Here is a 26475-nt window from a genome sequence, read left to right as displayed (position 1 = left end):
AACCCGGTACACCTTGATTAAAAGTCAAGTGCTCTACCGAATGAGCTAGTAAACCTTACTGGACCTGGCAACGTTCTACTCTCCCACACAGTCACCCATGCAGTACCATCGACGCTATAGAGCTTAACTTTCCTGTTCGGAATGGAAAGGAGTGTTTCCTCTATGCCATCATCACTAGATACAATCATATTATAATAAATCTTATTTTAACTGTCAAATACTTTTTTTAAAAATTTTATTTTTCTAATTACTTGTGACATAATAAAATTAATAAATATAATTTGGAGATGTTTTTATGAGTATAGAAAATTTACGAGAAATAATAAAAAATAGTAATAATATAGTGTTCTTTGGAGGAGCCGGTATGTCAACGGAATCTGGAATACCTGACTTTAGATCTTCTGGTGGACTTTATAATGATAAAAACAAATTAAGCATTTCACCAGAGCAAATACTTAGCCATAGCTTCTTCTTTGATCATACAGAACAGTTTTACAACTTTTATAGAACTAAAATGATTTATACAGAAGCAAAACCTAACAAAGGCCATATTGCACTTGCTAAGCTTGAAGAGATGGGCAAATTAAAAGCAGTTATCACTCAGAATATAGATGGACTTCATCAAGCTGCCGGAAGCAAAAGAGTTTACGAACTTCATGGTTCAGTACACAGAAACTATTGCACTAACTGCAATAAATTTTATCCATTAGAATTTATTCTTGAATCTACTGGCGTTCCTAAATGCACTGAATGTGGATCAATAGTTAAACCTGATGTTGTATTATATGAAGAACCTCTTGATAATAATGTTTTAAATGAATCAATTAAAGCTATTAGTAATGCAGATACTTTAATAATCGGTGGTACATCATTAGTTGTATATCCTGCTGCATCATTAATTAGATACTTTAAAGGGAAAAACTTAATTCTTATTAATAAAAGCAGTACACAATACGATCATTTGGCAACTCTTTGCATAAATGAAAAAATAGGTGAAGTATTATCTAAAGTGGTTGAATAATTCTTAAGTATTAAAAATATATTATATTGTACAGTAATTTTTAGGAGCACATTTTGAAATATATTATATTTTTAATATTAGCTGCAGCTGTGGCTTTTCTTGTAATGTCCTATGAAGGTAAATTATATGCATTAAAAAAGCAACTGTTAATAGCAAATAACCATGTTGATAGACTTCGCAAACAAGTACCAAAGTATAATTCATATGCTAGCGGAAAAAAGTTAGATATTTTATTTAGTGTTCCCACTTCTTCTATGGGGATAATTAATGAAAAATCTAATGTATTTATATCCCCAATTCCATCATCTCAGTTAATAAACATTACTGACATAAAGATGGAAGTTAAAATTTTAGATAAAGCAACCATAAATAATGATGATTGGTACTATATTTCTCTTCCTTTAGATACTACTATCAATTGTAGAGGATGGGTTAATAAAACTTCATTTTCCTATTTCTATGGTGATTCAACTACAGTAACTAATAAAAATTAAAGAGCCATATATAATTTAAAAATTATATATGGCTCTTTCTTATATTCTAAGTAGCATCGTGATAATATAAATTGATACTATAACTATAAATGGTATATCAATTATTCTTTCCTTTGATGGTACAACTTCACCATCTAATTTACAAAGTCCCCTTGGTATTTGTCTTACTCCCCGTGCCTTACCTAAATTATTTAATTTCTGAATAATAATAAATGCTATTACCCCTGCAAATATCATCATAGCTAGTCCTGCTTGAAGTAATACAAACTTTTCTGAAAAAGTTAATGTTTTAATGGAAACATCACTAGCTTGTTCAAGAACTGTAGGATCTTGTAATATACTAAGTTTTTGAATAGTTATAGAAGATCCATTTAATACAAAATGCATTATCATAGATGAATATATACTACCTGTAGCTCTAACTACATAAGCTAGTATGAATCCTAAAACTGTAGCATATAAAAACTGCTGAGCATCTAAGTGGAATATTCCAAAAAATAATCCAACTATTAAAGCAGATTCAAACTTACTCTTTCCATCATAACCTGATAAAACTATCCCTCTTAATGTTATCTCTTCTGTAATAGCTGGCATAACAGCAATTAATAAAAGTAAAACTATATATGGTGTTCCTACAATTGACGTCATTAAGTTACCTACGTTATTCTCAAAAAACATACTACTTAAAAGACCAAAGAAATTCATTATGGGAATGCATACAAATCCTAATACAATTACTAGTATTAACTCCTTAAAAGGTATCTTATTCAATCTAAAGGTCTCTTTAACATTACATTTAGTAACTATTACATATATAATCGCTGGTATTATAAAGTTTATCATATGGTTTAAAAATAATATTATTCTAATATCTTTTATTCCTATTGCCTTGTATATTGGAAATAATATATATGGCGAAAAAATTTCTAATATTAATACTATTAGAAAATACATATTTCCTCTAAAAATTCTTTTCATAATTCCCTCCCTTTTTAAATTATACAAGTATATTTTTATGTTCATTCGGAGATACTATTTACTGAGGCTATTTGCTTCATTAATTAATCGCCTCTCCCCCATTTTATTTATATACAGGAATAATCCCTCTTATGCTCAAACTTTGATCATAGAGGGATTTTTCATTTCTATAATAAGCTTTTTCTTATCATATTTAAAGCTGTCATACATGCTTTATTTCTTACAGAATTTCTGTCACCTGCAAATACATGTCTCTCAACTTTAACATTTCCATCTATATATATCCCAATGTAAACAAGCCCCACCGGCTTATCTAAAGTCCCACCACCAGGTCCTGCAATTCCCGTTGTTGAAACTCCAATTCTAGCTCCTGCTCTTTTTGCTATTCCTTCTGCCATTTCGCTAGCAGTTTCTTCACTTACTGCACCAAACTTATCTAATGTTTCTTTTTTAACTTTTAAAGTTCTAATCTTAGCTTCATTTGAATAAGTAACAGCTCCTTCTAAAAATACGCTTGAAATACCAGCATATTCTATAAGCTTTGCTGATAATAATCCTCCTGTACAAGATTCTGCAACACCTATTGTCATATTTTTATTAACAAGGATTTGACTAACAGTTTCTTGTATACTTGTATCGCCTATATTATATATTAAATTTCCAAATCTTTTATAAACTTCATCCTTTAATGGCTTTATTAACTTTTTAGTTTCCTCTTCACTGTTTCCTTTAGCTGTTATTCTAAAAGTAACTTCTCCTTCTTTTGCATAAGGTGCTATAGTTGGATTTACCCCATTATCTATTAAATCTTGAAGCCTGTTTTCTGCTTCGCTTTCACCAATTCCAAAAACTCTAATAATTTCTGATACTATTGTATATCCTGTAAGCTTTTCTAAGTATGGTCTAACGCTTTCATTAAACATCAGCTCCATTTCTTTTGGAGGACCTGGGAGTACTATTATTGCCTTACCATCTTTTTCGAAAATTGCTCCTGGTGCTGTACCATTATTATTTTCTAATATTATTGCCTCTTTCGGAAAATAAGCTTGCTTTTCATTACTCTTTACTGGAACTTTTCCAATTCTTTTAAAATAGTCTTCTATATTTTTTAAACTATCCTCATGAAGACACATATCCATTCCTAAAAATTCTGATACTAATTCTTTAGTCATATCATCTTTAGTTGGTCCAAGACCTCCAGTAGTTATTATTATGTCACTTCTATTAAAAGATTCCTTTAAGCATCCAAGTATTCTATCTTTATTATCTCCTACAGCTTCATGGTAGTGAACGTCTATACCTAAATTGGCAAGTTCCCTTGATAAGAATCTTGCATTAGTATTTAAAATATCTCCTAAAAGTATTTCTGTCCCTACTGCTAATATTTCACACTTCATTAATATCCCTTCTCACTCATTATAAATTTTTATATATTTTATTATATACTATATTTTCCATAAATAATAAGGATGGGGGCAAAACTTTTTGTTAAAGTTTATACCTCCATCCTAATCATTAAAGTCACAACTAAATTTTTTATGTTACTATCCCTAGGTACAAAGGAAACCTAGGGATAGTTTATATAAAAAATCCTTCCTCTCATTACACAGAGTTAATTGCATGGGTATTTTATAAAATACTTAATTATACAACTCAAGCATTTTATAAATATGTATGAGAGAAGAGAATTTATTCATCTTCCCTTTTTTCAAACTCATTGATATCTCTATACAATTACTATATGCTATGCTGACTTCTTTTATTCCTAGATTAATTTACCATCCCTGTTTTTCACTTACTTCTGTGAAATGACTTCCATCATTTTTAAATTCTATCTTAAATACGTCTCCGTCTTTAACTACTTTTGTAAGAGTCGCTTGTCCCATTACTTCATTATCTTTTTCTTCATTCTCAAAAAACGCCATTATAGCTTTTAAAGTAATGCCATGGGCAACAACTAATATAGTCTTACCTTCATTTTCTGCAATTATTTCTTCCATAGTTTCTTTAACTCTATTTCTAACTTCTCTTAGAGTTTCACCTTTTGGTGCTCTCATGTCCAAGTTACCTTTCATAATCGCATTAATATCCCACTTTGGATTTTCCATCATAACTTCTTCAGTTATTCTACCTTCATAGTCACCAAAATTCATCTCTTTAAGACCATCATGTGTCTTTATTTCTACTTCTTTATTTCCTTTTAGTAAACAAGCTGTTTTATAAGCTCTTTCAATAGGACTTGTGTATATAGAATCTATATGAAGTTCTTCAATTCTTTTTGATAATTCTTTAGCTCTATCTATTCCATAAGCTGTTAGAGGTGAATTACCATGTCCTTGAAGTCTTTTTTCAATGTTCCATTCAGTTTGACCATGTCTTGTTAAGTATATTGTTGTCATATCTTTTCTCTCCTAATCTTTTATAACTAGTTTTTTCTAAATCTTCTTATGTGCATTATTAAATAAAGTATTTCTTGATTTGATAATGTATAACTAAATTGCTTCTTAATGTATTTTTCAATTTTATTAATACATTTTCTCTCTTCACTATACCTCTTTGAAATAATTTCGTAAAGTTCAGTATCATCATCTTCAATTTGCTCCCTCTTAAAGATTCTTTGAGCAAAAAATTTCAAATGTGTAATAAGTCTTGTATAATCTAAAGATTCTTCATCAAATTCTATATTGAAATATTTCTTAATTATGCTTAATATCTTATTAGTTAAAACGGTTATATTCATAGTATTAGCTATATCTTCATTTAACGCTGCATTTAAAATGTGTAGTGCAATAAATGTTGCTTCACTTTCTGAAAGCCTAACACCTGTATATTCCTCTACAATATCTAAAGCTTTAAGCCCTACATTAAATTCTTTTCTGTATAAATTTTTAACTTCAAGCGCCATTGGATTTTCAATCCTTATATTTTCAGTTTCTCTCATAACTGCAAAGTATAAGTGATCTGTTAGCAGTATGTATACAAATTCTCCAAGTTCTGTTTGAAGTTCTGACTCTGCTATTCCAACTATTTCTTTAGTTATACTCAAGTATTCTGGTGGTGTTTGTAACATAAGCTGCTTTAACTTTTCATTACTTTGCTCATTTTCCATCTTAAATACCTTTTCAACTTTGCTGTCATCGATAAAATCTCCACTTTTCTTTTGGAACCCTATACCTCTACCCATCACTACTGCTTCTTCACTTTTTATTAAAACCGTTACAACATTATTATTAAGTATCTTATTAATAATCATACTTTTTTTATCCCTCTCTTATTAAGTATTTTATCTACTTAAAGTTCAATTTCACTATATTTTTTAAGTCATTTCCCCATATCTGTCGAACAATTTATCTTTTGTACTTATAATATTATCATTTTTTTAAATAAATTTAAATAATTTTAATATTTTATATTGACAGTATATTTTACCTATGATAACATTTACTTAAGCTTAGCTGCAAGGTTTGTTACTATTAAATTAGGCAATCCACTCTAAGTAAAAATTAAAAGATTGCTACTATTTCATTAGGCAAGACTTAAATATATGTAAATCATTAATGTTACAGGAACTATATCCTAAATTACATTAATTAAATTGATTTATAAATATTTAAGTCTTTTTTGTTACCTAAAATACACTAAAGACTTTGCAATTATCAAAAATTTATTTATTAAGACTTATTTTAAAGGAGGAATTATAAATGTTACAAACGTTACAAAGAATCGGTAAAGCTATCATGCTTCCAATTGCCGCTCTACCAATCGCAGGTATTTTACTAGGTGTCGGTGGTGCATTACTTGGTATTTCAGGACTTCAAAATCCACCTGCAGTATATGAACCGCTTATTGCTTTTGTAAATGTTCCAGTTGTTACTGCAATTTTAACTATAATGAAAAATATTGGTGATATTATATTCGGTAACCTTCCAATACTATTTGCTGTAGGGGTTGCAGTTGGACTTGCTAACAAAGATAAAGGTACTGCTGCTCTTGCTTCAGTATTCGGATTCATAGTTATGAACCAAGTTATTTCAACACTTTTAGCTTTAGGCTATACACAATTAGGTGTTATTACTCCTGACAGTGTTGGTGAATTTGGAACATACGTTACAACTAGCGTTGGTATATTTACTCTTAACATGTCAGTATTCGGTGGTATTATAACAGGTATTGTTACTGCAATGTTACACAATAAATTCTATAACATTGAATTACCTCAAGTTATAGGTTTCTTCTCAGGATCAAGATTTGTTCCTATAATAACAGCTTTAGTTATGGCTTTAGTTGGAGCTGGACTTGCATTCGCTTGGCCAGTAGTTCAAAATGGTATTTCAGCTATTGCTGAATTAGTTAAAAATGCTGGTGCTATCGGTACTTTCTTCTATGGAGTTATTGAAAGAGCCTTAATCCCATTCGGATTACACCACGTATTCTACACTCCATTCTGGTTTGGATCATTTGTTGAAGCTAACGTTATAATAGATGGAACTCAACAAGTTATAGCTGGTGCTAACACAGCATACTTTGCTCAATTATCAAGCATGACTGATTTAGTTGGTGCTTCAAGCGAAACAATGGCTAACATAGTTTCAGGTACAACAAGATTTATGGCAGGTAAATTCCCATTCATGATGTTTGGTCTTCCTGCTGCTGCATTTGCAATGTACAGATGTGCTCACCCAACTAAAAGAAAGGTTGTTGGATCACTTCTACTAGCTGCTGGTGTAACATCATTCTTAACTGGTATAACAGAACCAATAGAATTCACATTCTTATTTGTTGCTCCAGTATTATACGGAGTTCACTGCTTACTTGCAGGTTTATCATTCATGTTAATGGACATACTTAACGTATTCATCGGTATGACATTCTCAGGTGGATTCATAGACTTCTCATTATTCGGATTACTTCCAGCTGGTGCAGGAGTTCCAACACAATGGATAATGGTTATATTAGTAGGTCTTGTATACGCAGTTGTTTACTACTTCTTATTCTCATTCATGATAAAGAAGTTCAACTTAAAGACTCCTGGTAGAGATGCTGGCGAAAAAGATACTAAATTATTCACTAAGAAAGACTTCCAAGGAAATAATAAAGGTGATGAAATAGTAGAAAAAGCTCCATTTGTTTTAGAAGCTTTAGGTGGAGAATCAAATATAGTTAGTGTTGATGCTTGTATAACTAGACTTAGGGTTGAAGTTAAAGACAAATCAATCGTTGATAAACAAGCTCTTAAAGACTTAGGTGCTGCTGGAGTTGTTGAAGTAGGAAACGGTATCCAAGCAATATTCGGTGCTAAAGCAAATTCTTACAAAAACGAAATTAACACAATATTAGATAATAACTAAATAACAATAAAAGGCTACCCCAGTTTTAATTAACTGGGGTAGCCTTTTTTATATTATTGATTTACTTCTAAAAGTGCTAATGCAACTGCACCAATAACTCCTGCATCTGTTCCTAGTCCTGCTGGGACTATAGTACAAGCATCTGCCATTGATTTAAAACATCTCTTATTTACAACTTGACGTACTCTTTCAAAAACTATATCTCCAGCCTTTGAAACTCCTCCGCCTATAACTACCATCTCTGGATCGAATATTGCAATAGCATTTGCTATTCCAATTCCTAAATAATTTAATGCTTCTTCTATTATATCCTTAGCAACAGCATCACCTTTTTCAGCTTCTTTAAATACTTCGTATGAAGTAACATTTTCAAATTCTTTAAGAGAAGTATCTACTTTACTTAATACAGCTTCTCTTCCTCTTTTACCAATAGCTGTTCCTGATGCTACTGCTTCTAAGCATCCAATATTACCACAACCACATCTTGGTCCAAATGGTGCTACTGTCATGTGACCGATTTCTAAAGCATTAGAAGTATTTCCTCTATAAATATTTCCATCTAAAATAGCTCCTCCACCAACACCAGTACTTACTGTGAAGTAAACCATGTTTCTTTTTCCACGTCCTGCGCCTAACATATACTCTCCAATTGCTGCAACATTTGCATCATTATCTAAGAATACAGGTACTTTGAATTTTTCTTCTAATGGTCTTACTAAATTGAAATTAGTAAATGGTAAGTTTGGAGTCTTAATTATTATTCCTTTTTGTGAGTCTAATGGTCCTGGAGAACCTATACCTATTGCTACTACCTCTTCACAACCTGCGTCTCCCTCGCTCATAACTGATTGAATACTTTTTATTATTCTCTCTAAAACTCTCTCTTCGCCTTCATGTGCATTTGTTGGGATAATGCTTTGTGCTAAAACATTTCCTTCACAATCTGCAAGTGCAGTACTAATTTTAGTACCACCTAAATCTACACCAACTACGTACTTATTCATATAAACCTCCATTTATGTATTTATATTATATAATTCCATATAAAAATAGGACTTACTATTCTATTTTAATATATTTATAGAATTAATAAAGTCCTTATTGCAGTTTTTTTAATTGTATTTTAAATTTTATCCATATCTGTGTGCATTTATGTAGTATTTACCATTTTTATCATACCCATTTTCATCAACAATAAACTTATTGTCCTTAAGCATTGAATTTATTGTATGTATACTATCTTCATCTTCTCTATCTATAGATATTGTGAATTTATCTTCCTTATCTACTACACATAAGTAATCATAAATATTACTATATTCACTAAGCCCAATGACACCTCTTATATCCATTCTATAATCAGACATACTTCTTCCTCCAATCAAAATGAAAATACTCTTTTTTATCTATATATAGTATATGTATTATTTTTCAAATTATTATTTTTTTATTGTATTTTTTTAAAAGATTGGAATCATAATACCTGTATAAGAATATTATGACTCCAAATCTATTTTTACTCTTCTAATCTTTCTTTATTGGTTTTCTCTATTATTTTTGAAGCTTCAAGTATTGGAACTTCTTCATATCTCTCGAAAGTCATACTATACTCCCCTCTAGCTTGTGTTATTGATCTTAAATCTGTTGAGTATTTAAACATTTCTGAAAGAGGAACTTCACATATTACTTTTTGCTTTTCCTTTTCTGGTTCCATTCCAATTATTCTTCCACGCTTTTTATTAATGTCACCTATTACATCCCCCATATAATCATTTGGTATTATAATTTCCACTTTCATTATAGGTTCTAATAATATAGGATTTGCACCTTCAAGTCCTTTTTTGTACGCTATTGATGTTGCTATCTTAAATGCCATTTCTGATGAGTCTACTGGATGATATGATCCATCATGAAGTGTTGCTTTAAGTCCTATCACTGGATAAGATGCAAGTACTCCATGCTTTATACAATCTTTAAGGCCTTTTTCAACCGCTGGTATAAAGTTTCTTGGTACAACTCCTCCAACTACTTTATCTACAAATTCTAAAGTATCATCACCATCATGTCTTCTTTCAAATTTAATCTTTACATCTCCATACTGCCCATGTCCACCTGATTGTTTTTTATGCTTTCCTTGAACATCTGCACTACCTTTTATTGTCTCTCTATATGGAATCTTTGGCTCTCGTAATATTACTTCTGCACCAAATTTATTTTTAATCTTACTTGCGATAACTTCTAAGTGAGTTTCTCCGTAACCTGATATTATAAGTTCTGCATTTTCTGTATCTCTTTCAATTTTGAAAGCTTTATCTTCATCTAATAATTTATTAAGAGCGCCTGATATTTTATCTTCGTCACCTTTTGCCTTTGGAAGAATTGCCATCGACATTGCAGGCTCTTTAAAATTAAGCTTATCATATACTATTTTAAAGTTACCCTCTGCTAATGTATCTCCTGTTTCTGTAAACTGAAGCTTTGATACTCCACCTATATCTCCAGCTACTATTTCATCTGTTGGAATTTGATTCTTTCCTCTTATAAAGAATATATTAGAAAGTTTCTCTCTTTTATCTTTATTTACATTTACTACTGGCATATCATTTTTTAGCTTCCCTGTAATTACTCTAAATAAAGACATCTTACCAACAAAAGGATCTGCTATTGTCTTAAATACGAAGGCTGAAAATGGATTATCTTCTGATAAGCAAATATATTCCTCCTCATTTTTAGAGTTAGTAGCTTTCTGTGCAATTGAAAGTTCTGGTGATGGGAAACACTCAACTATATCTTCTAGAAGACAATTCATTCCTATACACTTAATAGCACTTCCACACATTACAGGTGATATTTCTCCAATTGAGCAACCATTAATTAACCCTTTATATATTTCTTCATCACTTAATGTGCCTTCACTGAAATATTTATCTAAAAGTTCTTCATCAGTTTCAGCAACAGCTTCTATTATCATCTCTTTACAATTATTAACTTTTTCTACAAGGTCCTCTGGAATATTTGTTATTTCCATTTTCTTTGTTATTTCATTATATATTCTTGCTCTATTTGAAATTACATTAATTACCCCTTTAAAATCCCCTTCTTTTCCTATTGGATATTGTATAGGAACAACACTTATACCAAACTTTTCTTTTAATTCATTTAATGTTTTATCAAAGCTTGAGTTTTCTCTATCTAGTTTATTAATAAAGAATGCCCTTGGTAATTTTATTTTATTACAATAATCAAACGCCTTTTCTGTTCCAACTTGAACTCCTGATACTCCACATACAACAATAGTTGCAACATCAACAGCTCTCATTCCTTGAACACCTTCAAACTCAAAGTCAAAGTATCCTGGTATATCAACTAAGTTTATTTTTGTATCATTCCACTCTAGTGGTGCTATTGATGCACCAATTGATATCCCTCTTCTTTTCTCTTCTTCATCATAATCACATACGGTTGTTCCATCCTCTATCTTTCCTATTCTTGTGATTACGTTTGCATTGTATAATAATGATTCTACTAGAGATGTTTTGCCCGTTGCCCCGTGACCTATAAATCCAACATTTCTTAAATTCTTTATATTATAATCTTTCATTAAAATGTTCACTCACCTTTCAAAAACTCTCATAGTAATTTCTATGAAAGTTAAAGGTGATTTAGAATAAAAATGGGCTGTATCAAATTAATTTATTACATTAAATCTATTTGATACAACCCATCTAATAATTTATCTTATTTAGTTTTATTATGCACTTTTCATAACATCTTCTTCTATTACTTCTTCTACTTCTACATGCTTTCTTTTATTGTAAACCATACGATAAAGTACTACACCACATGCTAATCCAATTGCACATAATACAATCATAGAGATGAATATTAACTTATATCCTCCCATGCCTGGATATTTATCAAGTAATGAACCGTAATATGAATTTACAAACATATCTGGAACATATCCAATGAATGAAACAATACCTGCTGCAATACCTGTGTATTTTCTTGGTACTCTAATTTCATCTAAAGGAGCAAAGAATACACCTTTCATTCCAAGAAGTACAATTGATAGTACTAACATATTAATAAGAACTGGTACTATAAATGATTCTCTTCCTGGTATTATAATATATACTGCTGTAAATATTATTGATAGTATAAAACCATATATCATAAATTTTATTGTTGATTTCATTTTATCTGCCACAACCCCAGCTAATGGTGGTGCTAATGACATAATTACATAACTTCTAATTATTCCTATAAATGCTCCAACTGTTACAGACATTTTAAATATATCTGTTACAAATGGTGTTAAGAATGCAAGTCCAGAGAATGCTGCATATGTTGTAAATACTAATGCTGCTGCAAGCCAAACTTCTGGCATTTTAACTACTTTTTTAATTCCGCTTATTATTGCATCCTTTGCTTCATGATCCTTTTCTCTTTCTTCTTCAGAATCATCAAGTAAAAAGTATGCTACTATCCCTATAACTATAAGTGTTATTGAATAAAATATTATTATTGCTTTAATCCCAAATAATCCTTCACCAAATTGTGATAACATCCATAGAGCTATGAAAGAAACTATTGTTGATGCAACTCCTCTTCCACCTTCTAAGAATCCGAATAATTTACCTTGTTCTGAACTATCGCCAAGCATTCTAACAGCTTTAACCATTGTTGGCCAGAAAGTAAATACTGTTGTTACTGCCCATGCGGCATTTATTATAAGACACACTGTATATGATGGTATTGTTGCATACCAAAATCCTAAGAGACCTGTTGATATCAAAGAAAACGGTACCAATATTTTGTAAGAAAATTTATCTGCTATAACTCCACCTGGTATGTATAGTAAAAAGTTAACTATTCCATACATACTAGTTAAAAATCCCATTTGGAAATTAGTTAAATGAAAGGCATTTTGCATTGGTATATAAAATACCTCTCTTAAATAAGGTAGTCTGTAAATTACCCCACCCCCAGCACATAGTACTAATAAGGTAATCCATTTTTTTGCATTATTATTCTTCATTTGTATCTCATCTCCCGCTTCAGTTAATTATTTATAATAATTCTTTTAATACGTTAGGATAATTTGTTATGATTGCATCTACTTTTAAGTCAATCATCTTTTTCATATCTTCTTTAGAATTAACTGTATAAACATTTACTTCTAAGTTATTATCATGAGATCTTGTAACTATTTCTTCTGTTATACTGTTGTACTCTGGATGAAGAGCATCTGCACCTACCATTTGTACATAGTTAAATGGTTCAAATATACAATCCCAATATAGCAATCCTGTCTTTACTTTTCTATTTAGTCTTATACATTTTCTTATTGAATAATGGTCAAAGGATGAAACTATAACCTTATCTTCCATTTTAAATTCTTCTATTAAATCATAAGTTATTTTCTCAATATTTTCATAATGAATTATACTGTTTTTGATTTCTAAATTTATAACAATATCTTTATCTTTTACATACTCTAAAAACTCTCTAAGTGTTGGTATTTTAAGGCCTTTAAATTGTTCTCCGAATTTAATACCTGCATCTAAATTCATAAGGTCGTCATATGTATATTCACAAATTAATCCTGTTGAATTAGTTGTTCTATCAACTTCCTCATCATGACATATAACTGGTACTCCATCTTTTGTAAGCTGAACATCAGTCTCGATTCCATCACAACCTATCTCAACTGCTTTCTCAAATGCTAACATTGTATTTTCAGGATATAATCCACTTAAACCTCTATGTGCAATATTTAATGTTTTTTTCATAATAACTCCTCCTGTAATATTAAATTTTATTATACATTTTCTATATCTACCGAAATCACATTGTCTACAGTATAAATTTTGTTTGCTATTTCTGTAGTTGCAATACGCTCCTTTGTTTTAATAACAAATTCAATACAATATATAAAACTTGATTCTTCCATACATTTATCCGTTTTTAATCTTGATATTGAAAAATTATCATCAGATAATATATTCATTATTTCCTCATTTGGATAACTCGATAATTTGATAGTTACATCAAAAGCTTTTAGAAAATGTAGCCTTGAAAGTCTCTGTAGTACTTCAAGTACTATCAATACTATAAAAGTAGATAATATACCAACTAAGTACATTCCAGCGCCTACCGCAAGTCCGATAGCTGCTGTTGTCCATATACCAGCTGCTGTAGTAAGTCCCTTTACAACTTTCTTCTCTAAAAATATAGTTCCTGCCCCAAGAAAACTTATTCCACTTACAACTTGTGCTGCTACTCTACTTGGATCTAGCTTAAATCCTGTAGAATATAATACATCACTGAATCCATATTTTGATACGACCATAAGAAGTGCACTTCCTACCCCTACCAAAAAATGAGTTCTAAAACCAGCTTCCTTGGAATTCATCTCTCTTTCTAAACCAATAAATCCAGCTAGTACCCCAGCTATTATTATTCTAAAGAAAAAATCTAATGCCTGTTCCACTGTTGCTCCTTTCCTAATTAAGCATAAAAAAATCCTACTCAAAATTTATATAATCAATTTCAAGTAGGACTTTCTCTAAAACTCTGTCTAACTTATGTTACTTTTTCTAAATGTTATTAAATTTTATAACTGAATTATATCACCATTTGAAAATGTTTTCATAAGCTGTTTTGATTAATTTCTCAACTTTTATAATACAATTCTGTATTTTATTTAAAAATTTTGTATTTTTTTAACATTCTTTTCCTAAATAAGCTAATTTTTTTTAAAATATATAATTTTTTATCGATAAATTTTGCTTAAAATAAAAAAAGGCCTAAGATATTTACTTAAAGCAAATATCTTTAGCCTTTGTTATTTATTTTCCGAATTTAGTTTTATAATATTTGTTATCTATTAAACTTGCTACACCTTTGTTATATATAGCTAAGAACTTTCCATCATATTTAGTTTCTTTTCCTGACTTCATTTCTTTAACCATATGTTTAGATTCGTAATTTACAAATATTTCTCCATTTTCACCAATAAATATTTCTTTTGGATTTACTGGCTCACTTAAAGTTATAGTAGTACTTTTAACATCAGTATTATCTAAATCCTTCTTTATTATCTTACTTACTGTTTTTCCGTTACCTTCGCCAATATAAGCTACTCCTTCAGAATCAACACCAAGTATATCTAACTTTTGACTTGTAGTTAGTGCTACTCTTTCAGTTGGCTGAGTTAAATGAATAACTTGTCCATTTTTAGCCATGTATACTAATCTATCTTTTGTTGGCATTAAAGCTAAACTTCCAAGACTTCTTACTACTAATGGAACTGCTACTGCTTGGCTTTGATTTATATCAACTCTATAAACCATATTAGCTACTCTAACATATGTTACTCCAGTAATTGTTGAGGCTTTAATATCGAATGTTTTATATTCACTACTATATGAACATATATCAACCATCTTCTCATTAGTTCCCTTATCTGGATCATAATTATAAAGGGCGATATCATATCCATCTCTTTCTAAAATTAATAACTTATTTCTATCTGCAAGCCAAGTTAATTTTAAAATTTGCTTATCATCTGAATTACTAAATGTTTTAATTTCTCCATTACTTGTATCATACATATTTGCTTCATATCCATCATTATATGTTACATACTTACCATCATATGATACTTTAACGTCTGTTGCATCAGAGGGTATATCCACATGAACTTCTGGTTTTTCCTCTGTTTTATGTATTGACACCTGCTGCATTTCAACATCAGTATTATCTTTAAAATAAAATTTATCAAGGAAAAATAGTCCAGTACACTGAAGTATAACTGATACTAATATCCAAGCTATAATAATCTTTACTTTTCTCATATGGCTCTCCTTTGTTACTTAACTATAATTGATGAAGCAATATATCTTTCACCTAATCCATTAGAAACTTTGTTTATAACCTCACCATTTAAATACATAGTAGTTGACTTACCTCCATCTAGGTTGATTGCTGTTACACATTCTCCTTTTGTAAGCATAAGAGTTTGTAGTTCTGTCATTGTACATCCCATTCCAGAAACTAAATCTCTTCCGTCTATAACCATCATAACTATAGACCCATCAGCTCTTTGTCCTATTGCAGTTCTTGGTGCAATTCCCCAAGATCCATTTCCTCCATCTAAAGGTGTAGGGGCTCCATCTTTTATAAGTACTGGCTTGAAACTAACAGCTTCTTTAACATTTAATGCTTTTAATTCATTTATTGAATATTTACCTGCAAGCATTTTACCTTCTTTTGTTATAGCCATACATTCTGTTTTTGTATCATCTGATTTTAAATCTGAAAATATAAGTTTACCATTTGATATTATTACTCCAGTCGGTGTACCACCATTGCCTGTCCAGTTTGAGTTACTAGACGTATCAACGAATGATCCTCCATTTATAGCTGCAATTGCATTGTTCTTCTCAGCCATTTCTGAAGTAGTTTCTCCTTTTTTGTAAAGATTGCTTGTATAAGCAACTTGAACCCTATCTGGATCTTTTATTACAAGCATTTTACCGTTGTATTTTGAGTTTTCAAACTTAAATAATTCTATTGTATTATCGCGTTTACCACTTACCTGAACTACTGAATCATTATTTCTAATACCAGCATCATTATTGCTACTACTAGAATTTAATATATCATTAATTCTTTCTTTTGATAAAAACCATGTTGCTAAATATTGATGATTCAGGGTAGTCATTGCTGATCCTACATAAATCTTCTTTGCATTTTCAAATGGTCCATATAAAAGTATGAAAGGTGCTGTTACAATAGTAAAGACTAACTCAAATACTATAAAGCATATTAATGTCTTCCATTTCTTTTTCTTCTTCTGTTTTCTTTTCTTATCTCTTTTATTACTTTCCCTACGAATGTTATCTTTTTCTTTGTTTTCTTTTAGCGTATCTTGTCTTCTGCTCATTTAAACTCTCCTATAAGAATAATTTAAAAAAATTCATTTTTCTATTATATATTATTTTCAGGTATTTATAAACACGTTCTATTGCATAATCTTACATATCATTCCCCAATTAACTTAATTTTGTATTAAAAAATAATTACGTAATTATTAAGTTTTTACAAAAAGAAGGTGATGAAATTATAATTTTCATCACCTTAAAGAAAATATAAAAAGTGGCTTACTTTAGCTTTATTACTAGGCTTTCATAAGGTCTAAGCTCCATATTTTCTGCTAAAATTCCACCTTCATAGTTGCTTAATAATATTTCCCCATTCTCTATTTTATAATTATTTAATAATATTTTAATTTTTTTTCCATAAAAATTGTTTATAATAAGCAATTTTTCGCCATTTAATTCCCTTTCATAAGCAAATATACTACTATTCTCTTTAAATATTGGTTTTATGGTTCCATTGCTTATTATTTCGTTTTCTTTCCTTAATTTTATAAGTTTCTTATAGTAATTGAATACTGAGTATTCATTTAAAAGGTTATTTTTAGCATTAATAACCTCGTAATTTTCACTAACACTTATCCATGGTTTTCCTTTTGTAAATCCACTATTTTCACTATCATCCCACTGCATTGGAGTACGTGAATTATCTCTTGATTTTACTTTTAAAATATTAAGTATTTCTTCTTCTTTATAACCTTTTTTCTTAAGGTTATTATAAGCATTTATTGATTCTACATCTCTATATAAATCTATATTATCAAACATAGGATTTGTCATACCGAGTTCTTCACCTTGGTATATATATGGTGTCCCCCTCATCAAGTGTATAACTGTCGCTAACATCTTAGCGCTCTCTTCTAAGTAGTTTGCGTCATCTCCAAATCTTGAAAGAACTCTTGGTTGGTCATGATTGCACCAGAAAACTGCATTCCAACCATCACCTTCTTCCATTTCCACTTGCCAATCAAATAATATTTTTTTAAGTTTTTTAAAATCAAATGGCATAAGACTCCACTTCTCACCATTTAAATAATCTACTTTTAAATGATGGAAGCTAAATGTCATTGTAAGTTCTTTTCTTGATTGTTTTGTATACTTTATACAATTATCTATTGTTGTTGATGACATCTCTCCAACAGTCATTGATTCATCATATTTAGAAAATACCTCTTCATTCATTTCTCTTAAATAATCATGTATTTTAGGGCCATCTGTATAAAATCTTCTTCCATCATGATTCGCATCTTCTAATGTATCATTTAAAAATCTTTGATCTTTTGATAATAGATTTATGACATCAAGTCTAAATCCATCAACACCTTTATCAAGCCAAAATCTCATCATTTTATATACTTCTTCTCTAAGAGTTTTACACTCCCAGTTTAAGTCACCTTGAGTTACATCAAATAAATGAAGATAGTATTGTTTTAAACTCGGAACATACTTCCATGCAGAACCACCAAATTTAGAAACCCAGTTATTTGGTGCAGTTCCTTCTTTCCCATCTTTCCATATGTAATAATCATGATATGGGTTATCTTTTCCTTTTAAAGCTTCTTTAAACCACATATGCTCTGTTGATGTATGATTAACAACCATATCCATTATAAGTTTCATTCCTCTTTTATGAGTTTCACTTAATAATTTCTCAAAGTCTTCCATAGTTCCAAATAAAGGATCTATATTATAGTAATCTGCAATGTCATAACCATTATCATTTTGTGGAGATGCATATATTGGAGTAAGCCATACTACTTCTACTCCTAAGTTTTTCAAATAATCTAATTTCTCTATTATTCCACCTATATCTCCTATTCCATCATCATTACTATCATTAAAACTTTTTGGGTATATTTGATATACAGTTGCTTTCTTCCACCAATTATTCATCTTTTATATTCCTCCTATGCCTTAAAAGGAATTGCATACTTTATATGCAATTCCTTTATTATATCTATTTATTTTTAATCTTATCTCTTTTATAAAATACAAATGTTAAAAGTATTGGTACTACTACCGCTATTATCATAGCTAGTAAATAATATCCCCAATATTGTGGTTTAATTGCAAGAATTGCTGGCAATCCTCCAACACCTATTGAGTTTGCAAGTACACCTGTAAGTATTGCTACAACTGATGCTGTTGCTGAACCTATTATTGCTGCGTAGAACGGATATTTATACTTTAAATTGATTCCAAACATTGCAGGTTCAGTTACTCCAAGCCATGCTGATATTCCTGATGATAATGCAATTGATTTAACTTTAGCATTCTTCTTATATAGTATAACCATTGCCATTGCAGCAGAACCTTGCGCTATATTACTTAGTGCAATTAAAGGCCATATCATTGTTCCTCCATTGTTAGCAATAAGTTGAAGATCAACTGCTATAAATGTATGATGCAAACCTGTTATTACAAGTGGTGCATAAATAAGGCCAAATATTATAGCTCCGATTATCTTAAATGGTCCAGTTAAAAGGTATGTAAATACCATTGCAACTCCATCTCCAATTACACGAGAAGCTGGTCCAATTGCTATATATGAAAGTAATACTGTAACTATTATTACTACAAATGGAATTACTATCATCTTAAGTACATCTGGAATTACTTTTTTAAGATTTACTTCCATCTTTGACATTACTATACCTGCTATTATTGCTGGTATTACTTGTGATTGGTAACCAACCTTTTGAATTTCAATAAATCCAAAATTCCAAACAGGAATTGTTCCATTAGCTGCAGCTTCAGCATAACCATATGCATTTAATAACTGCGGTGATACTAAACAAATACCTAATACTATTCCTAGTATTTCAGATCCACCAAACTTCTTAACAGTAGACCATGTTACTCCAACAGGTAAGAAGTGGAATATAGCTTCTCCAATTACCCAAAGGAAACTGTTTAATTCATTAAGAGCTGGATACAATTGTACTAAAGTTTGAGTTCCATCACCAAATAAAGCTACATCACCTATTATATTTCTAAATCCAAGTATTAATCCGCCTGCTATGATTGCTGGAATAAGAGGTATGAATATTTCAGCAAGTCCCCCTATTGCTCTTTGTAACGGGTTCATGTTTTTTTGAGCTACTTTTTTAACTTCTTCTTTTGAAACGGACTTAACATTACTAACTTCTATGAAGTCTTCATAAAATTCATTAACCTTATTTCCTATTACAATTTGAAATTGCCCTGCATTTGTAAAAGTACCCTTTACACTATCTAATTTTTCTATTTCTTTTGGCTTCGCCTTAGATTGATCTTTTAATACAAGTCTTAACCTTGTTACACAATGAGTAGCACTTACTATATTATCCTTGCCACCTAATAATTCTAATACTTGCTTTGCTTCTTCAGAATATTTTCCCATTAGTAATCCTCCCTTTTCTTTTGGTAACGTTTTCTCAATGTACATTTGTAACCGTTTATATTTTATATGATAACTTGTTCAAACAAGTTTGTCAACACTTGTTTGAACAAGTTGTAATTTTAATTTAATGACTACATAATAAATAATGTATATAATATAGATATTGACTGTATGGAAGGAGAATATTATGTCTAAAAGCAAATACTTAGATGTATATAATTATCTTAAAGAAAATATATTAAATGAAACATTTAAATCAGGAGAAAAATTACCCTCTGAAAATGAATTATCTACTTTGTTTTCAATAAGTAGAAATACTGTTAGAAGAGCTTTAGAAATGCTAGCAACAGATGGTATTGTAACTAGTGTTCATGGTAAGGGAGTTTTCGTATTAGAAAAACATCCACTTAATTTCTTAGTTGGAGGACTTCAAAGTTTTAAAGAGGCTTCATTAAGTAATAATGTTGAATATAAAACTATTATCCCTTTATTTGAAGAGATTATAGTAAATGATTCTTTATCTAAAAAGACTGGTTTCCCAGTAGGAAGTGTTGTAATTCATATTTTAAGAGTTAGAAATATAAATAATGAAAATGTAATACTAGATATAAATTACTTTTTAAAGGATGCCGTTATTGGACTAACTAAAGAAATAGCATTAGAGTCTATTTATTCATTTTTAGAAAGTAACCAAAACTTTAAAATAAGTGGAGCTCAAAAGCTTGTTTCTGTTGAATCAGCTTCCGCTTTAGATATGAAATATATAGACCTTTTTAATAATACATTAGTTGCTATTATTAAAAATTTTGTATACTCAGATGATGGTACTTTATTTGAATATACTGAATCTCATCATAGGCCTGATAAATTTACTTTTAGTACATTTGCACGTAGAACAAAAAAATAAATTCATATTAAAGAAAAGAGTGAGATAACTTGTAACTTATCTCACTCTAAAATTTTAGTTAGTTTTAGTTTACTAACCCTCTATTTTCAAAATATTTATTTTTTATAATGTAATCAGCTATAGTGTAGGCATTTTCCAAATGTTTTTTTTCATCCTCACTTTTTGGAGTACCCATAATTAAATTACCTTTAATTACAGTAGCATCCCTATTTGTATTTAAAAGATTTCTTCCCATATACTTATTATCAGAATCTATTCCTAATAAGTATAGTATTGTTGGTGTAATATCACTTTGCCCACCGGCTTTACTTATTACTTCACCTTTAATATTCTTGCCAGCTTCATCTTTACCATATATTATTAAAGGTATTTTGTGATCATAATTTTGCCACCAATCTCCTTCGATTGGAAGACCTTGAATTTCATCATTATAATATTTATGAACTCCTGCATGATCTCCATAAATAACTAGCATAGTGTTATTCATAAGACCATCTTCTTCTAACTTATTTATAAGCATTCCTATTTGTTCATCTGCATAATGAACACTTTGGAAGTATCCACCTAGCTTGTTTTTATCAACTTCTTCTGGTAATTTAAGCTTCCTATATTTTTTTGGAAGATCAAAAGGACCATGACTTGATAGTGTTGGTATACTTGAGAAAAATGGTTGTTTTAATGTTTTAAGTTTCTCTTCGTATTGTGTAAAGAATGACTTATCTGATAATCCCATTCCAAATGCATCAGATGCATCATAAGACATAAGATCCCACATGTCACTATATCCTAATGCATTAGAATGAGCCTCTGACCAGTTCCAATCTCCAGCTCTCTCTGCATGTGTTGAAACTGTTTCATATCCATTGTTATTTAAAACTCTCTCTATTGAAGGATATTTAACATCTGCATGTGTTAAAAATGTAATGCTATCTCCTAATGTAAGCATTCCTGAACTAACCATCATGTCACAATCAATACTATTCCCTCCATTATTTTGCTCATAAAAATCATCAAAGTATAATGATTTATTTAATAACCTATTTAAGTTAGGAGTTATTTCTTGCCCATAAACCTTCTTATTTATAACAAAGTTTTCTAATGATTCTATTTGTAAAAATATTACGTTCTTACCTTTAAACATTCCTTTGTACTTATTATCAGGTAATTTTTCATTGTTCCACTGAAGCCATGCATCAGCTTCTTTCATCTGTTCCTCATTTGGTTTCATACTTTTCTTCTCTATTGCATTTATTGCTTCAAAAACATGGTATCCAAGAGGTGATGTATTATGCATTATAGCAAAAGGTGACCACTGTGTTTCCATAAATGATACTTTTCCTTTAGTTATATCCTTAACGTCAATAAGATAGTAAGTTCCATATATTATTAAAACAGAAGTGACTAATCCTCCTATCGCTATTTTTAAGTTCTTCTTGTAACTATTTATAAATTTCGCTTTATTTCTTATTATTATAAGAATCGGAATATCAATAATAAATAGTATATCAATCTTATCTGGGTTAAATAAGCTTTCATTTAGTGGATTAAACATATCATTAAAGAATATATGTCTAAGACCTAAAAGGTTTCTACTTGCTCTGTAATACCAAAGATCTGCTAATAGTAATAATGTATATAGTATATCTGCAATTATTAAATATGTAACCTGTCTTTTTCCTTTAAAGAAAAAAGCCGGAAGCATAATTATTGCAATGAATGATAAGTGAGCTAATATTAGATATTTATCGATATTTACTCCCCATCCAATAAATGTTCTACCAGTTGTAGATGATCCAATTAGCATAAATCCTAATGTCTTAATAATAAGGTATACAAACAAACCCCATTTAAGTACTTTTCCTGGTGCTCTTTTTCGTACTGCATTAAACATCTTATTTAGTTTCATATAATTAATTTCTCCTATTTCCTTAACTCGTCCTAAGTTCTTTATTTTTAAATTTTCATATGAACATTATAACGGACTAAGTATCCTACTGCAACATGAGTAATAATTTACTTCTCTATAATGCCTCTATTTACAAAATAATTATTTTTAATAATATATTCTGCTATTTTATAGGCTTCTTTTAATCTATCCTCTTCCTCTTTGCTCTTAGGTTTTCCGTAAATTTTATTACCTTTTATTACAGTTGCATTTCTGTTAGTGTTTAAAAGATTTCTCCCCATAAATTTACTATCTGAATTTAAACCTAATAAATACAGCATTGTTGGTGTTATATCAGATTGTCCACCTTCTACACTAAATTTTTCGCCTTTAATATCTTCACCATATATAAGTAGTGGAATTTCATGTCTATATTTTTCAAACTTCCACCAGTCTCCTTCAAGCGGCATATCTTTAATCTTACTATTATAGTACTTATGAACACCACCGTGATCTCCATAAATAACAAGAATAGTATCTTTCATTAACCCAGACTCTTTTAACTTCTCAATAAACATTCCAATTTGCTTATCAGTATATTTAATACTTTGGAAGTACCCGCCTAAGTAATTTTCATTAATTTCTTTTGGAAGCTTAAGTTCTCTATATTCATCTTCAATATCAAACGGTCCATGACTTGATAGTGTTGGAATCATTGAAAAGAATGGTTCTTTTATTGTATTAAGCTTTTCTGCATACTGTTTTAAAAATGATTCATCTGAAAGCCCATATCCAACTTTGTCACTCATATCATAATCGTACATTCCCCAAATATTTTTAAATCCAAGTCCATACTTATGTGAATCTGACCATTTCCAATCTCCACCTGGCTCTGCATGAGTTGAAACTGTATAATATCCATTATCATTAAGTATTCTAGGTAATGATGGATATTTTACTTCTGGATGTGTTACAAAAGTTATTGAATCACCTAGTGTTAACATTCCTGTATTCACCATAAGATCACAATCTATACTATGCCCTTTGTTATTTTGTTCATGTATATTATCAAAATACAATGAGTTTTTCATTAAATCATTTAACACTGGTGTTATTTCTTGTCCATATACCTTTTGATTTAATACGAATGTTTCTAATGACTCAACTTGAAGGAATACTACATTTTTACCTTTTATCATACCTTTATATTTATTATCAGGTAATTTTTCATTATTCCATTTAAGCCATTCATCAACTTCCTGCATTTGCGCTTCATTTGGCTCCTTAGTTTCTTTTTTAATAGTTTGAAGAATTTCATATATATGATATCCAATTGGTGATGCATTTGAAATTTCTATAGTGGTTCTTGTTTCTGCATTCACGAATCTTGTTTTTCCATCAGTTATATTTTTTATATCCAAAATATAATGGACTCCAAGAACCGCTATCGAACACACAACTATTCCACTTACAAAAACTAAAACTTTTCTATTATATGACCTATCAAATTTTATTTTTTTAATTAATGAAATAAATATCGGTATATCAACTATGAAAAGTAAATCTAGTATATTTGGATTTATTAAACTTCTATCTAAAGGATTAAAAAACTCCTTATATACTATAAGTTTCAGACCTAAATAACTTCCAGTTGCTCTATAGTACCAAAGATCTGCTATTAACAATAACGTATACATACAGTCTACAAATATTAAATATTTTAATTGATTCTTTCCTTTAAATAAGAAAACAGGTAATACAATAATAGCTATTAATGATAAATAAGCTATTATTGTAAATATATTTGTTGGTAGATCTCTTCCTTTAAAGTTAGTACCATATTGTGATGTTCCTATCTTTAAAAATATACCTGTCTTAATAATTAATATAATAAATATTAATAGTTTAATAAAGTTCCCATTTTCTTTATTAAAAAATTTCTTTAAACGTTCTTTCATTCCCTTTCTTCCCCCTGTTCTAATAACCCTTTCTTATTTTGTCCATTCCCTTATCTTTTCTACTCCTGAAATAGCTAATATAATAAATAACCAACATACTATATATGAATATCTTGATTGCATTTCTGTTGCTAAATAAGATAATCCATATCCACAGAATGTTATATAGAAAAGATTTATTTCAGGATTATTCTTATATCTCTTTTTATTAAATAGTCCTATAAATACTAGTAATAAAATCATTGCATAAATAAATTGTGCAGAAACTTTACCTCCGATATCGAAGTTTACTAATATATCCCCATCAGGAACATTAAGTTGAGACCAGAATATTCCGCTTAAATCCCCATCACTCCATTGAACAGCATATTTTTCTAAATAAAATTTTGCAAGTTCCATTGGTGGAGTTGTAGTTAATCTTTCATATATTTTATCTTTGCAAACTTGTTCTATAGCATCATAATCAAAGTTATACATCTCAGGAATTGCAGCATCATCTGGATTCCATCTACCACCATACTCAATATTCGTTCCCTTAAGGAATACTGTAATTGATGGCTCTGCACCTCTCCAAAGATTATTCTCTGTTACTTTAAATGCTCTTAAAGTAGAACTTGCAATTACTAGAATTAACCCAAATGATATTATAACCATAAACATTGCTTTAAGTTTCTCTTTAAATTTGTTATCAGTGTAAATTAATATATACATAATAAATGCAATTACCATTACAGGCGCAACCATTCTAAATAAGTTACCCACTGATAAAAGTACCCCTGATAAAACAAACATCCAAGGACTAACTTTTTTCTTACATGCTAATAAGAAAACATATATACTCAACAAATAAAATGGTATAGCTATATTTTCAGTACAAAATACACCTGTATACGCTATAAATGGTGGAAAAATCGCAGCTATTAATGCCCCTATTAGCGCATATCCCCTTTTCTCAAATATTTCTTTTAATATTAGATATATTAAGTAAACAACTACTACTCCTAATATTAGATTTACAATTTTCATTGCAAAAAGTGCATTTGGAAAAACTTTAAGCATAAATGCCATATACATAACCATTATAGTTAAATGCGGAAATCTTGATATGTACCCCGTTCCCCACATCATGCTGTAATTCCCATCAACTACAGCCTTTGCAGTTTCATACATAGTATTAAAGTCTGAAACTGGTACAGTTTTTATGTTTATAATCCAAAATACTCTTATAATAAATGCCCAAAGTAAAACAACTATTATTTTACTTTTATTAGTTAAAGCTCTACTCTTTATTAAGAAATATCCTAATACAATAGTAATTAAAGTAACTACGAAAGATATAACAGTAGCTAAATCTAAACCTTTATAATATACTTTTATACTTCCTATTGCCGTAAGGACTAAAATAAGAATTAATGGTTTTAATGCACATCCAACAAAGGTTGTGAAACCATTTTTAAACTTCTTCATATCCATATATTTTATTCCTCCTGAATTTATACTTCTGTATTAATCTACAGAATTTAACAAATATAATTGTATCATATTATATAACAATTT

At 29.8% G+C, this 26475-nt stretch carries 21 protein-coding genes and 1 rRNA gene; 4 read left to right on the top strand and 18 right to left on the bottom strand.

All coding sequences use genetic code 11. The annotated features are described in order from the left end of the window. Positions 1–62: 62 nt before the first annotated feature. A 5S ribosomal RNA gene (gene rrf, locus RSF37_RS09675) occupies positions 63–179 on the bottom strand. A gap of 116 nt (positions 180–295) precedes the next feature. Between rrf and RSF37_RS09670 the strand changes: the two genes are divergently transcribed. Then, positions 296–1021: an NAD-dependent protein deacylase gene (locus tag RSF37_RS09670; RefSeq protein ID WP_332564206.1), complete on the top strand. Its 726-nt coding sequence runs from the start codon at positions 296–298 to the stop codon at positions 1019–1021. Positions 1022–1074: 53 nt separating this feature from the next. Beyond that, positions 1075–1515 carry a hypothetical protein gene (locus RSF37_RS09665; RefSeq protein WP_332564205.1) on the top strand — a complete coding sequence of 147 codons (441 nt, stop codon included), beginning with the start codon at positions 1075–1077 and terminating at the stop codon, positions 1513–1515. A 39-nt stretch (positions 1516–1554) separates the two neighbouring features. On the opposite strand, the gene RSF37_RS09660 is transcribed toward RSF37_RS09665, so the two are convergent. From RSF37_RS09660 to licT, 4 genes are all read right to left on the bottom strand, one after another. Next, positions 1555–2493, bottom strand: a complete 939-nt coding sequence (locus tag RSF37_RS09660; protein WP_332564204.1) for a CPBP family intramembrane glutamic endopeptidase — start codon at positions 2491–2493, stop codon at positions 1555–1557. Between the two features lie 167 nt (positions 2494–2660). After that, entirely contained in the window at positions 2661–3890 is a 1230-nt protein-coding gene (locus RSF37_RS09655; protein ID WP_332564203.1) for a competence/damage-inducible protein A, read from the bottom strand. 378 nt (positions 3891–4268) lie between these two features. After that, positions 4269–4892, bottom strand: coding sequence for a histidine phosphatase family protein (locus RSF37_RS09650; protein ID WP_332564202.1), 624 nt, complete (start codon positions 4890–4892; stop codon positions 4269–4271). Positions 4893–4918: 26 nt separating this feature from the next. Further along, positions 4919–5746 carry a BglG family transcription antiterminator LicT gene (gene licT, locus RSF37_RS09645; RefSeq protein WP_332564201.1) on the bottom strand — a complete coding sequence of 276 codons (828 nt, stop codon included), beginning with the start codon at positions 5744–5746 and terminating at the stop codon, positions 4919–4921. A gap of 448 nt (positions 5747–6194) precedes the next feature. On the opposite strand from licT, the gene RSF37_RS09640 reads away from it, so the two are divergent. Next, the gene (locus RSF37_RS09640) at positions 6195–7841 is read left to right on the top strand and encodes a PTS transporter subunit EIIC (RefSeq protein ID WP_332564200.1); all 1647 of its coding nucleotides are present in this window, start codon (positions 6195–6197) and stop codon (positions 7839–7841) included. Between the two features lie 53 nt (positions 7842–7894). Here RSF37_RS09640 and RSF37_RS09635 read toward each other — a convergent pair whose 3' ends face one another. The 10 genes from RSF37_RS09635 to treP all read right to left on the bottom strand — a co-directional run bounded on the left by RSF37_RS09635 (position 7895) and on the right by treP (position 20168). Further along, the gene (locus RSF37_RS09635) at positions 7895–8845 is read right to left on the bottom strand and encodes an ROK family protein (protein WP_332564199.1); all 951 of its coding nucleotides are present in this window, start codon (positions 8843–8845) and stop codon (positions 7895–7897) included. Positions 8846–8971: 126 nt separating this feature from the next. Further along, positions 8972–9208 (bottom strand): hypothetical protein, encoded by a 237-nt coding sequence (locus tag RSF37_RS09630; protein WP_332564198.1) that lies wholly within the window; start codon positions 9206–9208, stop codon positions 8972–8974. Positions 9209–9357: 149 nt separating this feature from the next. Then, positions 9358–11442, bottom strand: coding sequence for an elongation factor G (gene fusA, locus RSF37_RS09625; protein ID WP_332564197.1), 2085 nt, complete (start codon positions 11440–11442; stop codon positions 9358–9360). 150 nt (positions 11443–11592) lie between these two features. Next, positions 11593–12882 (bottom strand): MFS transporter, encoded by a 1290-nt coding sequence (locus RSF37_RS09620; RefSeq protein WP_332564196.1) that lies wholly within the window; start codon positions 12880–12882, stop codon positions 11593–11595. Between the two features lie 31 nt (positions 12883–12913). Beyond that, a complete protein-coding gene (locus RSF37_RS09615) occupies positions 12914–13636 on the bottom strand; it encodes a glycerophosphodiester phosphodiesterase (protein ID WP_332564195.1) in 723 nt (240 codons plus the stop codon). 29 nt (positions 13637–13665) lie between these two features. Continuing rightward, complete coding sequence (locus RSF37_RS09610) at positions 13666–14337, bottom strand: MgtC/SapB family protein (protein WP_332564194.1); 672 nt, start codon at positions 14335–14337, stop codon at positions 13666–13668. Positions 14338–14695: 358 nt separating this feature from the next. Then, positions 14696–15703, bottom strand: coding sequence for a hypothetical protein (locus RSF37_RS09605; protein ID WP_332564193.1), 1008 nt, complete (start codon positions 15701–15703; stop codon positions 14696–14698). 14 nt (positions 15704–15717) lie between these two features. Continuing rightward, positions 15718–16794, bottom strand: coding sequence for a phosphodiester glycosidase family protein (locus RSF37_RS09600; RefSeq protein WP_332564192.1), 1077 nt, complete (start codon positions 16792–16794; stop codon positions 15718–15720). Positions 16795–17011: 217 nt separating this feature from the next. Then, complete coding sequence (gene treC / locus RSF37_RS09595; protein WP_332564191.1) at positions 17012–18679, bottom strand: alpha,alpha-phosphotrehalase; 1668 nt, start codon at positions 18677–18679, stop codon at positions 17012–17014. Between the two features lie 64 nt (positions 18680–18743). Then, positions 18744–20168, bottom strand: a complete 1425-nt coding sequence (treP, locus tag RSF37_RS09590) for a PTS system trehalose-specific EIIBC component (RefSeq protein WP_332564190.1) — start codon at positions 20166–20168, stop codon at positions 18744–18746. Between the two features lie 187 nt (positions 20169–20355). Between treP and treR the strand changes: the two genes are divergently transcribed. Next, entirely contained in the window at positions 20356–21075 is a 720-nt protein-coding gene (gene treR / locus RSF37_RS09585; protein WP_332564189.1) for a trehalose operon repressor, read from the top strand. 64 nt (positions 21076–21139) lie between these two features. Here treR and RSF37_RS09580 read toward each other — a convergent pair whose 3' ends face one another. The 3 genes from RSF37_RS09580 to RSF37_RS09570 form a co-directional block, all read right to left on the bottom strand. Then, positions 21140–22981, bottom strand: a complete 1842-nt coding sequence (locus RSF37_RS09580; RefSeq protein WP_332564188.1) for an LTA synthase family protein — start codon at positions 22979–22981, stop codon at positions 21140–21142. Positions 22982–23088: 107 nt separating this feature from the next. Next, complete coding sequence (locus tag RSF37_RS09575) at positions 23089–24918, bottom strand: LTA synthase family protein (RefSeq protein ID WP_332564187.1); 1830 nt, start codon at positions 24916–24918, stop codon at positions 23089–23091. Positions 24919–24951: 33 nt separating this feature from the next. After that, a complete protein-coding gene (locus RSF37_RS09570; protein ID WP_332564186.1) occupies positions 24952–26391 on the bottom strand; it encodes a glycosyltransferase family 39 protein in 1440 nt (479 codons plus the stop codon). Positions 26392–26475 lie beyond the last annotated feature (84 nt).

It is taken from the genome of Clostridium sp., assembly GCF_036643715.1.
Classification (GTDB): Bacteria; Bacillota; Clostridia; order Clostridiales; family Clostridiaceae; genus Clostridium.
This window is presented reverse-complemented; position numbering and strand designations above follow the sequence as displayed.